Raw genomic sequence first — 12253 nt, forward strand, 5'->3', positions numbered from 1 at the left:
AAGCTGAAGTCGTCGATCACCCCGTTCAGCAGCAAGGCCCCCGACGAACCTGCCAGCCACCGCCGCCCACCAGCCGTCATTACCGTGAACCACAGATGGCAGTAACCACCAAAAGCAACGGCATTGTCATCAACAACAAGGGGGGAAGTCATGCCGGATCCGAAGGCCGGAGGCCCCGTTGCGGAGCCACGAAGACGGTAACGGGGGGGCGACCGCTGCGCCGCGGCGGGCGGCCTGCTCGGCCCGGGGTGTCGGCGAGTGTGAGGGCGGCGGCCCGGGCGGTGAACGCGTCGATGGCGTCTTCTTGGGCGGCGATAGCGATGCGCCGTACCGGTCAAGGAGCGGGAGTGTGGGTGCCTCGTGTGTGGGTCCTTCGCGGCAGGACACCCCGTGCCCCTGACCACAAGGGCGTCCACCAGCCCTGACCATGGGTCACGATCAGGCAATGCGTCAGCTGATCGCGCATGGTCGGGGCTGTGGTCGGCCGAACCACAGCAGGAACCGACAAGCAGCCGCAGGTCGATCTGAGGATGTGGGTGTGTGCGGCATCCCCGTCGAGCGAGAACGGCTTGGGCCGATGGTCAGGCTGCCGTCAATCCCCGACCATGTCGCGATACTCCTGCGTCATGTCCCAGACGATGGGGCGCAGAAGCTTGTCGGCCTTGCGGAGGAACACGTCGCGCTCCGTGGCGTCGGTCGCCTGGTGGGCCGCGTGGAGGAAGGCCGCGGCGCTCTCCACGTCCTCGTGACCGTTGATGCCGGCCATCGAGAAGTTGCGGGCCGCGGTACCGAGCTGATCGGCGAGGGTGCCGATGTCGGTGCCACCTCCGTCGACGACCGGCGCCGTTTGCGGCTGCGGCAGGAAGCTGGTCGCCGAGCGGTTCTCCGTGACACGCATGGCGGACGAACTGCCGGCGAGTACACCGCCCTGCACACCGGCTGACCAGTGTGCGCAGGGCCCGCGACGAGAGTGGTGAGGCCGAGCGGCGGCTCGGCCTCACCACAGCAGGGTGCCCGGCCCGCCCTTGAACGGCCCGCGCACCTCTGAGGTGATCCAGCCGCCGTAGAAGTCGCCCTCCTGCGCCGTGACGTCCTCTCCGGCGACCGTGCAGCGGTCCATGCGGCTTGGGTAGAAGGCGAAGTAGTCCTTGAGGGCCGTGAAGCCGGGTTCGGGACGGGGATAGCTCCAGGCGGCGTCGGCGCGTACGTCGTCTCCCACGACGACGTCCCAGTACCGGGCCGAGCCCTTCCACTCGCACCAGGTCCGGCCCGTGAGCGCGGGGATCAGCAGCTCCGTACGGACGTCCGCCGGAGGGATGTAGAACACCGGCGGATGACTGGTCTCCAGTACCCGGACAGACTTCCGGGTCTCCGCCACCACCTGGCCCGCGCACTCGACCCGCACGACGCGGTCGTCCTCCCGTACGGCGGGCGGGCGGGGGTAGTCCCAGACGGACTCGGGCGGCCGTGGGGCGGAATGCGGCACGGGTTGTTCCGATAGCGGATCCAGGTACACCTCGTCTTCGTAGCACCAGGCCCACTCCTGGCCGCGGGCCAGGGCGCGGGCCACCGGGTGGCCGCTGGAGTCGAAGTGCCTCGTCGCGTGAGCGCCGGGAGAGCTGTCGCTGCAGCCCACATGGCCGCAGGTCAGGCAGAGCAGCAGGTCGGCCGGCGCACGTTCGCGTGCCGCGCACGTCGTGCATGTCTCACTTAGCGGTGCCGGTTCGGCCGTCCAGGTGTGGGAACAGGGCCTTTCCGAGGGCCGTCCGCCGTCGTGCCGGGGCGCCCACTTCGTCATCGGTGATCACCGGCCGGTGCAGTGCTGTCCACGATCTCTCCTCCGCCGTCCCTCGTCTCGCCCCGTGCTTCACCCTCACCCCGCGCAGGGGATGCAGGCGGCGGGCAAGTTCGCCGCCGTTCAGCGGGGCCGGCAAGTGCCGTCGTGCCGGTGTCGGCCGGGTTGATCGGAGCTGGCCGCCCAGCTGGCGAGGAGCTTGAGCCGGTCCTCGTCGGGGCATCCCCCACGCCGACGGCTCGCTCGTCGCCGCCGAGGCCGGCCTCGGCAAGACCGTCGCGGTCGTCGGCGACGGCGCGGTCGGACTCCGGCCGTACTCGCCGCCAACCAGCTGGGCGCAGAACGCATCATGGCCATGTCCCGCCACCCCGAGCGCCAGAGGCTGGCCCGCTGCTACGGCGCCACCGACATCGTCGAAGAAGGCGGCGACGAGGGCGTGGCGAGGATCAAGGAACTCACCGGTGGGCTCGGCGCCCACTCGGTGATCGAGGCGATCGGCACCCAGGAGTCGTTCATGCAGGCCGTCGGCGCCACCCGCGGCGGCGGGCATCTGGGCACGTGGGCGTGAACCCGTGAACCACGACGTGACCGTCCCCGGGATCGAGCTGTTCCTCGCCGGCATCCACACCCTCGGCGGCCCCGCCCCAGTGCGCCGCTTCCTGCCCGACCTCATCCAGCTCATCTGGGACCGCAAGATCGACCCCGGCAAGGTCTTCGACCTCACCCGCCCCCTGGACCGCGCGCCGGAAGGCTGCAGGGCGATGGACGAGCGCCGCGCCACCAAGGTCCTCCTCACCCTCTGACCTCGCCGAGCCCGCGAGCCACCGTTCCGTCCCCGAGACGGTAGACGGCTCCCTCCACCGCTGCCTCGACGGGCCCGGCGTCGGGATATCCGGCGTCGACGAAATGTCGTACGCGCCGGGCCGTGGTGTCCCGTATCGCATCGGACATCTCGTGCCTCCTTTCCGCCCCCGCCCGTGAACGACTGGCGACGGCGGGTCGGCGGGGCCGACTGCGGGACCATCTCCCACGGTAGGCCCCTCGCCCGCGCGTCACCCGGTGACGGAGTGCTGCCGGGCGCCGTGCGGTCCGCCAGGCGTGTACGGCGGAACAGTGCCGGTGGTTCCTGCGTATCCGGAGCCGACCGTGGCTGTTTCTTCGTGCACTGGCGGCCGTCGCCCGCCGACGGCCGTGTCCGGCCAGTGCGCGGGGACCCGCCGACGGGTACCACGCGCTGCGGCGTCCGGCGGCCGCAGCCCCCTACCGCTCATCCGGCCGTGCCCCGCCCGGGACGCAGGCCGACCTCGACACGGATCTCCAGCACCGGGCCGTCCTCGCCGTGGGTCTGCTGGGCGATCCAGCGGGCGATCTCGGACTCGTCCCGCTCCACTGCCCGGCGTTCAGAGTGCTGCAGGCTCCATCCCAGCCGACTGGTCAGCAGACGCCAGAGCGACGCCCGCGACAGGACTACTCCCGTCACCCGCTCGACCACCAGCGGGAACGGCACGCGTACCTCGGCGGGCAGCTCCCGGTGGAACCATACGACCATGCCCGCTAAGAACGAGGCGTCCGAGGCCACCGCCTGCCCGTCGGCGCCTGGCCGTCCACCCCAAGAAGCGCAAGAAAGGTGTGGCAGACGCACTCTCCCGAGCCCTCCTGCAGGAGAGGCCCGAGGACCTCGCCGTCCTCCTGGTCGACGGCAAGCATCCCCGCGTCCAAGCACTGTACGAGGACTGGGGCTTCCGTAAGGTGGGCGAGCGTCAGCCCTTCCCGGACTCTGCGCTCTACGCCGTCATGCTCGCGAACCTGCCGATTTCATCCTGAGCCGGGCGGCCCGCTGCCGCAGTCTTGTAGAGCGGTCTTCGACCGCTTCCAGCAAGGCGTGGAGTGGTCCCGAGATGTCCGCCAGGGCAGTGGGTTGTAGGCAGCTCCTCAGGAAGTCCCTTTACGTGCATGTGGATGGGGATTGTCGAATCGTCGAGGCGAGCCGTTTGGACGGCCTAGTACTCCAGCCGGACTTCTGTATTTCTGCTGGTCAACGGCCTGGCGGTGGGGAGTGTAGCGGGGGTGGGGCATGCGTAGGGCGGTCTTGGACAGGTCGTCCCACCAACGGGTGTCCGCGCCGCATGTAGTGACTGCGCGACGAGCAGTCCACGCATGCCGCCTGCTGGAACACCTCCACCGGCACGGACCGCATCACCGGCGTGGCCCGCAGGCCGAGACGCTCCGGCAGATCGTCGTGCAGAACTGCTACCGCGACGCGGCAGGCCGCCTGCGTCGGCGCACCACCGACGACGGCGGTCTGCCACACTCCTCGGTAGTCGTCTCCCCTTACGACACCACGGCGCGCTACGTCCGTCACGGGCACATCCGCAGCCGGAAGGGGTCCGCCGCGCATGTCACCGAGACGGGTGCCTCCGGCAGCCGAGCCCGACCATCATCAACTGGAGCAGCTGACGGGCCAACGTGTCGGTCGTTATGGTCGGGGTGCACCTCACGGGTTCGGGGCTCCTGGTTTACGGCCCACTTTACAAAGACCGGTCGGGCCGGCGCTCGCGATCGGCCCGGACCGTGTCGCCGTACGTGCCCGGGCCCGACAGGTTCGACTCGGCCGCACCCCCGGTGATGCAAAGGTGCCTGTTCTGCGGGGCTGGTGCTCCTCGGACCTCTTCGGATCTCACGGGCGCAGTGCCTCCAGAGGCTCGACCCGGGCGGACGGCAGCGCCGGCTACAGCCCCCGCGAACAGGCCCGTGACGGCCCCCACTGACGGCCCCGACGAGGGGGACCGGCAGCCTGTCGCGGGCAGGAGCACGGCGGTCCGGTCGCGGACCACAGCCGTGCACGGCACAGCGGCGACGCCCGGACAGGTGCCGACCAGCCCACCGAGCGTGCCCGGAGCCGGTCGGCGCCTCGGCGACCAGGTCCCGCATGAGATTCCCCGCAGCACCTGCGCCACACCGTGACAGCGGACGGCCGGCTGTCACGGCGTGCTCGTCCTGACCGGGTACTGTCGGCGGCGGCTCTGCTGATCTGGTTCTTCCGGTTCATGCACGACATCGGCCGCGACCAGGACCGCGAGGCCCGCGCCGCGGCGGCCGAGCGGCTCGGCAAACGGTTCGCGGAGGCCGACGCCGACGGCATCCTCACCGGTCAGGAGACGACCGACGCACTGAAGCAGCACGATCCCTGGTCCCTGGACCGGGACGCGACCCGTACGGTCGTCGTGGTGCGAGGCGCCGCGTCCGGCTGGGCCCAGTGCTATGCCCACACCGCGAGGCGCACCGGTTCGGTGGCGTTCCGGCCGCTGGGGTCCTGCCCGGCTACGTCCCCTGCCGTTGCTCCCCATGCGCCGACGACCGGTGACCGCCGCCCTTCTTGAAGGCGGCCATGCCCCCGGACCCGGTCCGCTCACAGGAAGCGCCGGACCGGGGCGACCGCTGCTTCCTTGGCGCGTTGGAGCACCGCGCGTCGTCTCCAGCGGGTGAGGTCGATGTCGACGCTGCGCTCCAGGTCCGCCTCGTAGTCGTGGTCGAGTGCGGCGGTGAACGTCTCGTCGAGGACTGCGAGCATGACTTCCTCGTCGTGGTCCATGGAACGGCGGTTGAAGTTGGTGGATCCGATGAGGGCGGCGACGGAGTCCACGGTGATGATCTTGGCGTGCATCATGGTCGGCTGGTACTGCCGGATACGGACGCCCGCCTCCAGGAGCCGTGTGTAGTGGTGCTGTCCGGCGAGCTGGCAGGCGCGTTGGTCGGTGTGGGGACCGGGCAGCAGGATTTCCACGTCCACGCCACGGCGGGCCGTCCGGCACAGCAGGTCGATGAAGTAGGTGTCAGGGGCGAAGTAGGCGGTGGCGAGACGGAAACGTTTCTCGGCGGAGGTGAGCATGACCCGGATGAGGGTCTGCATGTCCTGCCAGCCGATACTGGCGGAGCCGCGCACGACCTGGACGACGGACGAGCCGACTTGACGGTGCGCGGTGAAGCGGTCGCGCTCGTCGAAGAGTTCGTCGTGGCACTCGGCCCAGTTCTGCGCGAATGCGGCGGCGACTCCGTCCACAGCCGGACCGCGTACCTGGACATGGGTGTCCCGCCACTCTCCGGGGTTGCGGGCGTCGCCGCACCATTCCTCCGCGATGCCGACACCGCCGGTGAACGCGGTGTGCTCGTCGACGACGAGGGCCTTGCGGTGGCAGCGATGGTTCTGTTTGAGCGGTGACAACCACACGGGTTTGCGGAACCAGGCCACCTGTACACCGGCGACGTCCATGAGGTCCAGCAGGTGCCGTTCGATCCGCGCGGCGCCGAACCCGTCGAGCAGCAACCGTACCCGCACCCCGGCACGGGCACGCTGGGCGAGAGCTGTGGCGAAGTCACGGGCGATCTCACCGCGCCAGTAGACGAACGTCATCAAGTCGATCGTGTACCGGGCCGAGCGGATCGCACCGAGCATCGCGGGGAAGATCTCCTCGCCGTTGCGCAAGGGCACCAGCTCGTTGCCTTCGGTGGCGGCCACGCCGAGCAGCCGCTCGAGGCGTCGACGCAGACGCTGCTTGCGGGCCTCCACATCAGGGTCGGTACCACGAGCAGCGGGCGCGGACGGGCCTTCGAGAATCACGCGGAATCTCCTGATGAGCCGATGGAACAGGTCGTTGTGGGTCGCCGGACGCGCCCAGAGAGCGGATGCCCGGCACTCATCGCCTCACGCCCGGCATCCCTCCGGGCCGATCGTGCCTCCGTCCCCCTGCCGGTCCCCCGAGCACGCGTTCTCTGCCTGCTCCCGAACCGAGCGGGCATACGAGGGTGAGTCGGACGAGGACTGACGCCGGTGAACGCCGTCGCTGAGCAACGGATCAAAGGGGTACGCATGTCGACCGCTGTGCCGGAAAGACCCGCCGAGCTGCCTGGTGGAGGAGACGGCGGGGGCGCCGGAGCCACCGGCGCGCGACGCCGTGCCGTCCCACGCGGCATCGGCTGGTCCGTCTGCTGGATCACCGCGCTGACCGCCTGCCAGGCCGCCTTCATGGTCGGCATCGGACTGCTGATCACCGGTCCGGCCCACCACCTGTGGCCCCTGACGGCCGAGGACAGGGTGAACCGGGCTCTCGAAGGTATGCGCACACCGGCCCTGACGGGCCTGTCGTCGGTCGCGTCGGAGGCGGGCAACACCCTGACAGTGATCGTCGTCACCCTGATGTGCTGCCTGGGGATGCTACTGATACCCCGTCTGCCGTTGTGGCGGCAGACGGGGTTCCTCGCCCTCGCCGTGTCCCTCCAGTCGCTGGTCTTCCTGGTCGTCACGGTGGCGGTGGACCGTCATCGCCCGGACGTGCACCGCCTCGACGGTTCTCTGCCCACGTCCAGCTACACGTCCGGTCACACCGGCGCGGCCACTGCCCTCTACGGCGGTCTAGCGGTGCTGACGCTGACCCGACTGCGCGGGCCGTGGCGGACGACCGTGGCCTGCCTGCTCTGCGTCCTCCCCCTGCTGGTGGGCGTCGCACGTCTCTACCGAGGCATGCACCATCCCACCGACGTCGTGGGTGGTGTCGTCAACGGGGGTCTGTCACTGCTGGTCGCAGGGTACGCACTGCTCACGGACGGGTTCGTGACCGTTCCTCCCGCCCTCGCCCCCGTGGCTGGCCGGCGGCAGCCGGTCCCCGGCCGTACCGTGGTGGTCTTCAACCCCACGGTCACCGACCAGGCCGACCGCGAAGCCCTGCGCCAGGTGCTGGAGCGCCACGGCCACCTCGCACCGGCGTTCGTCGAGACGACCGCCGATGACCCGGGAGGTGGCCAGACAGCCGACGCGGTCCGCGAAGGCGCGACACTCGTGGTGGTGTGCGGCGGCGACGGCACCCTCCGGGCTGCCGCCGACGTCCTGCAGGCAGTGGCGTACCGCTCGCCCTGGTGCCCTGCGGGACCGGCAACCTCCTGGCCCGCAACCTAGGCCTGCCGCCGACACCCGCCGACGCCCTCGGCGCGGCGCTGCGCGGCACACCCCACCGCATCGACCTCGGCCGGGTCGAGGGCGACGGTCTGGCCTCCACGCACTTCACCGCGATGTCCGGCGCCGGTCTCGACGCCGCGATGGTGCAGCGGGCCAACGCGAACAGCAGGATCAAGTCCCTTCTCGGCTGGCCCGCCTATGTGCTCGCCGCCCTCCGGGTGCTCCGCACCCCGCGTACGGGGCTGAGCGTCCGTCTCGACGGCGCGCCCGCCCTGCGCCGTACGGCCCGCATGGTGCTGGTCGGCAACATCGCCACCGTACAGGGCGGTGTGCCGCTGCTTCCGGGCGCCCGGCCGGACGACGGACGGCTGAACCTGCTGATCCTGGACCCCCGCGGCCTCGGCGGTTGGGCTGCCGCCGTACGGGCGCTGCTGCGTCGCGGAACGAGCGGGTCACCGTCGAGCGCGGTGCCCGGTTCGCGCGCACGGGACGGCGTACCGGTGGAGTACTTCACCTTCCGGCGAGCGGAGTTCACCTTCGACGCTCCGCAGCCGCGGGAACTGGACGGCGATTCGGTGGCCGCCGGCCGGCGCCTGACCGCCGAGGTCAGGCCGGGGGCCCTGACCATGCTGCTGCCGAAGCGGGAGAAGTGAATGGGTACCGCCACGAAGGTCCCGGAGACGAGGGACATGGCAGGAGAGGAACTGACCGGCGACGAAGCATGGGCGGCACTGCGCCGCTACGGCGGCTGGTCCCTGCTGCGGGACGCCTTCGTCCGCTTCCGGTACGCCGACGGTTTCAGCCACTCCCGGGCCCTCGCCCTGCAGACAGTACTGGCTGTCGTGCCCCTGGTCATCGCCGTCGTCGGCCTGTCGACCACCCTGCACACCGAGAACGTCGGCAGGATGGCCGAACTGACGATCCACCGTGTCGTCCGGGGACCCAGCGTCGACGTCGTCGACGACGCCCTCGACCGCAGTCGGCAGACGGCGGGGGACGGTGCCGCCCTCGCCCTCTGGTTCGGCGCCGTCTTCTCCCTCGTCAACGTCACCACCGCGATGTGTCAGATCGAGCGGGGCGCCAACCGAATCTACGGCAACGAACGCGACCGCCCGTTCCTTCCGAAGTACCTGCGCGGCCTGGTGATGGCCGTGAGTGCGGGGCTCCCGCTCGGCCTCGGATTCGTGGTCGTGGTCGCGGGTGACGACCTCGCTGCGGCCGCGGTGACCGTCTACCACCTCGACGGCAACGCCCGAACGGCCTGGGACATCATGCGCTGGCCCTTCGGCCTGCTGCTCGCGCTCATCTCCGCGAGCGTGGTCTTCCGCCGCTCACCGCGCCGCAGACAGCCCGGCTACACCTGGCTGGCCTTCGGCGCGGCCGTCTACCTGGTGCTGTGGATGACACTCACCTGGCTGTTGAGCCTCTACCTTGACCTCAGCGGTTCCTTCGACACCGTCTACGGTCCCCTGAGCGCCTTCATGTCCCTGCTGTTGTGGGCCTACCTCACCTCCATCGCCCTACTTCTCGGGCTCGCCTTCGCCGCGCAGCTGGAAGCGGTGCGCGGCCGTCGGCCCGGCCCGGTTCAAGCCGACCCCGGAGTCTGAATGCTCACCCGTACCGCCCTACGCCGTCTCGGTGACCGTCGCCGACAGGCCGACCGCAGGTACAGCGCGCGGTTGCTGGGCTCCGCGGACCTCGCCGCCGTGTCCGCGGTCGCTTTCGGGCTGCTCCTGACCCTGGTCGAGGGCCAGTGGCGGCCCTTGTGGCACCTGGACACCGCCGCCGCGCACCGTCTGCACGAGTACGCGCTGCGCCATCGGGAGTGGACGGCCGGGCTGCGTCTGCTGTCCGACCGGGTCTGGGCTCCCGTCACGCTGCGCACGGCCGTCGCGGTGCTGACCGCGTGGCTCCTGTACCGCCGGGCGTGGCGCCTGGCGGCTTGGGCGGTAGTGACCACGGTGACCGGAGGACTGGTCGGGCTGCTGGCCAAGTCCGTGGTGGAGCGGGCCAGACCCGCCCTGCACGACCCGGTGGCGCACGCGCCGGGCTACTCCTTCCCGTCCGGCCACGCGACGACGGCGACCACGTGCTTCGCCGTCTTCATGCTGGTTCTGGCGCCCCTCGTACCGCGGTCCTGCCGGACTCCCTGCTGGTGTGTCGCCGCCTTCTGCGTACTCGGCGTCGGCCTCACCAGAATCGCCCTCGGCGTGCACTGGTTCAGCGATGTCCTGGGTGGCTGGATCCTGGGTCTGGCCGTGGTCGCCCTCACCGTCTGGGCCTTCGAGGCCTGGCGCGTCGAGACCGGGTGGGACCGCACCCCGGTGAGCGACGGACTGGAGCCCGAACTGTCCGAAGCCACCCCGGAACCCGGCTCGGGGACCCGCTGAGTGGTGCTGTGGAACTGTGCGCGGTCAATCTTCGCGTGCCCAGGGGCTCTGCCGCGCGGGACGCGTCAGCACAGGGGACGTTCACGCCGACGGGCCCGGCGTGGGCGAGGAGAGCGAGACGCACCGACCGCGGAAGCCGACGGGGACGGCCGCGTCTCCCGCTCTGACCACCAGCCGGGGGAAACACCGTTGGACGTACTGTGCAAAAACGCCGCGACGCACGGCACTGCCGCGTCAGTATGTCGGGGGACGAGCACCCATGTCGGGAGCTCTGTGAAGGCGCGCTTGCCCAGCCTCGCGCTGCCTCGCCCTGATCAGCTGAGGCGGAGCTGGCTGTCCGCGGTAGCGCAGCTCTGCTGCCGCAGCAACAGCATCCCGATCTGCTCGCGTTGCTGGTGGCGGTCGCGCAGGAGGTCGGGAGCATGTCGGTGCAGGCGGACCGGCTGGCGCGGGAGATTGCCGCGCGGATCCCGTCGGAGAACTGACGGCGTCACAGGCCTGCTCGGCTGCGCCGAAGGAAGAGACCGAGGCCACGGCATAGGCCGTGTCTGGCCAAGGCTTTGGAGCCCGGTGCTTCAGCAGGCTCCCCGGGGGCCTGCCCCATGGTTACAGGACAGGAAACGGACCGGACGCCGCCGCCCGCGGTCGTGTCGTAGCCCTGCGCCGCCGACGAGCCGGCCAGGAGCGTCAGGTCGTACTTGTCGCCGTACTCGGCGATGTAGATGGACACACCAGTCATGGGGGCGGCGGAGAAGGCGGTGGCAAAGGTGCGCCTGGCTTGGGCCCTCAAGGGTCTGGAGGGCCCAAGCCAGGCGCACTCGGTGTTACGAGTCGGCCTCGGGGTTCACGTGAGTGACTTGCGCACCAGCAACACCCAGGGCTCTGACGATTCGGTCGGCAGCTACCGGAGAGAAGAGTCCTCTCGTCACGCTGAGGCCGAACTGGGGCGTAGTGGGATGGTCCACTTCACGCAAGAGGAGGAAGGCTTCGCCCTCCGCCGGAGAGAAGGCAATGCAGACCCATTCCGCGAGGTCGTCGTGAACTGGAAGTGTGAACAAGCTGGCTGGTCAATCGGCGATGGAGCCTGCATGGTCGGAACCTAGAATTGCTGGTCAGATACGGTGACGCGATGAACGAGAGCCTGTCTGCCGACGTAGCCGACGTGCTTGCGGCAGTCCTGAACGGGGACACCCCGGTTCATGTCGCGCTCCAAAGGCAGGTTCCGCACCTCAGCGTGCGAGCGTGCTGCACATGCGGGTGTGGCACCGCCTACTTCGAGCTCGACACCAGCAAGGTGGAACCTGCGCCCACTGGCCCCAGCACGGTAGTGGCAGCCGAAGCGCAGCTGGTCACCGAAGCCGGCGAGTGTCTCGGTGAGGTCCTGGTCTTCACCCAGGGCGGCTACCTGTCGTGGCTGGAAGTCTGTTCATGGAGCGACGCCATCGAAGTGACCCTGGCCGCCGCGCGTCACTGGTTGCAGACACGCTCTTGATCCCCAACGGCCAGCGGGCTCCGTGGCACAGCCGACATCACGAGTTCAAGTTCCTTACGTTGTTGGTGGGTTGATTCCGGTCACTCGTAGGAACGGGAGACCCAGGGATGCTGGGTGTGGCTGTCAAGCTCATGGGTCTGATGCAGGCTCGTGCCCCGCAGGTGCGCGGCTGGGTGGTTGAGGGCCTCAGAGCAGGGCGAGCGCTGCTGGCGTCCCCTATGCGTTCGGTCAAGGTCCAAGGCCTGTAGGTTCGTGCGGTCGAGGGGGCCGAGGCTGTAGGGGTGTGTATGAGTAATAGCCAGGTCACGATCAAGCTCACGAGTGACGAGGCATTGGTGCTGTCGCACTGGCTGGAGAGGCTCCAGATGACGGACCTCAGCCGCGTTGTCAACGATCCGGCGGTCTGGGCGCCGATCCATCGGATCGCCGGAACGCTGGACAAGGCGCTTCCTGAGCTGTTTGCGCCTGACTATGACCAGCGGCTCGAGGCCGCTCGTCAGCGGCTTCGGCCGGAGGACTGATCGAGCGGTCTGGATTCCTCACCTGGTTGCAGTCGGTTGGGGCTTGTAGACGATTTCGTCGCGGAGCATCGGGAAGAGGACGCCGGCTCGGCGTGTGGCGAGGCA

At 69.8% G+C, this 12253-nt stretch carries 12 protein-coding genes and 4 pseudogenes; 9 read left to right on the forward strand and 7 right to left on the reverse strand.

Going from position 1 to position 12253, the window contains the following annotated elements:
• Positions 1–592 precede the first annotated feature (592 nt).
• The 3 genes and pseudogenes from FNH09_RS24235 to FNH09_RS50240 form a co-directional block, all read right to left on the reverse strand.
• Positions 593–898 (reverse strand): hypothetical protein, encoded by a 306-nt coding sequence (locus FNH09_RS24235; protein WP_202919740.1) that lies wholly within the window; start codon positions 896–898, stop codon positions 593–595.
• A 99-nt stretch (positions 899–997) separates the two neighbouring features.
• Positions 998–1516, reverse strand: a complete 519-nt coding sequence (locus FNH09_RS50235; RefSeq protein ID WP_420802774.1) for a DUF427 domain-containing protein — start codon at positions 1514–1516, stop codon at positions 998–1000.
• Positions 1514–1798, reverse strand: a pseudogene (locus tag FNH09_RS50240) (UBP-type zinc finger domain-containing protein); the annotation flags it as partial. The gene FNH09_RS50235 and the pseudogene FNH09_RS50240, both read right to left, overlap by 3 nt.
• A gap of 242 nt (positions 1799–2040) precedes the next feature.
• Between FNH09_RS50240 and FNH09_RS24245 the strand changes: the two are divergent.
• Positions 2041–2598 (forward strand): annotated as a pseudogene (locus FNH09_RS24245) (zinc-binding dehydrogenase); the annotation flags it as partial.
• Here FNH09_RS24245 and FNH09_RS24250 read toward each other — a convergent pair.
• Together FNH09_RS24250 and FNH09_RS49565 are read right to left on the reverse strand one after the other, a co-directional pair.
• Entirely contained in the window at positions 2588–2746 is a 159-nt protein-coding gene (locus FNH09_RS24250; protein ID WP_238427058.1) for a hypothetical protein, read from the reverse strand. The pseudogene FNH09_RS24245 and the gene FNH09_RS24250 overlap by 11 nt on opposite strands.
• Positions 2747–3062: 316 nt before the next feature.
• Positions 3063–3344, reverse strand: a complete 282-nt coding sequence (locus FNH09_RS49565; protein ID WP_202919741.1) for a winged helix-turn-helix domain-containing protein — start codon at positions 3342–3344, stop codon at positions 3063–3065.
• Between the two features lie 47 nt (positions 3345–3391).
• On the opposite strand from FNH09_RS49565, the pseudogene FNH09_RS24260 reads away from it, so the two are divergent.
• Both FNH09_RS24260 and FNH09_RS24265 read left to right on the forward strand, forming a co-directional pair.
• A pseudogene (locus FNH09_RS24260) lies at positions 3392–3619 on the forward strand (GNAT family N-acetyltransferase); the annotation flags it as partial.
• 1223 nt (positions 3620–4842) lie between these two features.
• Positions 4843–5175: a hypothetical protein gene (locus tag FNH09_RS24265; RefSeq protein WP_152891467.1), complete on the forward strand. Its 333-nt coding sequence runs from the start codon at positions 4843–4845 to the stop codon at positions 5173–5175.
• Between the two features lie 29 nt (positions 5176–5204).
• Here the strand turns inward: FNH09_RS24265 and FNH09_RS24270 are convergent, their stop codons facing one another.
• Entirely contained in the window at positions 5205–6413 is a 1209-nt protein-coding gene (locus tag FNH09_RS24270; RefSeq protein ID WP_162469018.1) for a phospholipase D-like domain-containing protein, read from the reverse strand.
• 249 nt (positions 6414–6662) lie between these two features.
• Here FNH09_RS24270 and FNH09_RS24275 point away from each other — a divergent pair.
• The 4 genes and pseudogenes from FNH09_RS24275 (at position 6663) to FNH09_RS50245 (ending at position 10620) form a co-directional block, all read left to right on the forward strand.
• Positions 6663–8398: pseudogene (locus FNH09_RS24275) on the forward strand (bifunctional phosphatase PAP2/diacylglycerol kinase family protein).
• The gene (locus FNH09_RS24280) at positions 8399–9352 is read left to right on the forward strand and encodes a YihY/virulence factor BrkB family protein (RefSeq protein ID WP_152891471.1); all 954 of its coding nucleotides are present in this window, start codon (positions 8399–8401) and stop codon (positions 9350–9352) included.
• Positions 9353–10135: a phosphatase PAP2 family protein gene (locus FNH09_RS24285; protein ID WP_152891473.1), complete on the forward strand. Its 783-nt coding sequence runs from the start codon at positions 9353–9355 to the stop codon at positions 10133–10135.
• Positions 10136–10491: 356 nt separating this feature from the next.
• Entirely contained in the window at positions 10492–10620 is a 129-nt protein-coding gene (locus FNH09_RS50245; RefSeq protein ID WP_420802775.1) for a DUF6417 family protein, read from the forward strand.
• 5 nt (positions 10621–10625) lie between these two features.
• Here FNH09_RS50245 and FNH09_RS24290 read toward each other — a convergent pair whose 3' ends face one another.
• Positions 10626–10865, reverse strand: coding sequence for a hypothetical protein (locus tag FNH09_RS24290; protein WP_152891475.1), 240 nt, complete (start codon positions 10863–10865; stop codon positions 10626–10628).
• Between the two features lie 399 nt (positions 10866–11264).
• Between FNH09_RS24290 and FNH09_RS24295 the strand changes: the two genes are divergently transcribed.
• The gene (locus FNH09_RS24295; RefSeq protein WP_152891477.1) at positions 11265–11627 is read left to right on the forward strand and encodes a hypothetical protein; all 363 of its coding nucleotides are present in this window, start codon (positions 11265–11267) and stop codon (positions 11625–11627) included.
• Between the two features lie 287 nt (positions 11628–11914).
• Positions 11915–12148 carry a hypothetical protein gene (locus tag FNH09_RS24300; protein WP_152891479.1) on the forward strand — a complete coding sequence of 78 codons (234 nt, stop codon included), beginning with the start codon at positions 11915–11917 and terminating at the stop codon, positions 12146–12148.
• Positions 12149–12253: the final 105 nt, after the last annotated feature.

This window comes from Streptomyces adustus (assembly GCF_009377175.1).
Lineage (GTDB): Bacteria > Actinomycetota > Actinomycetes > Streptomycetales > Streptomycetaceae > Streptomyces > Streptomyces adustus.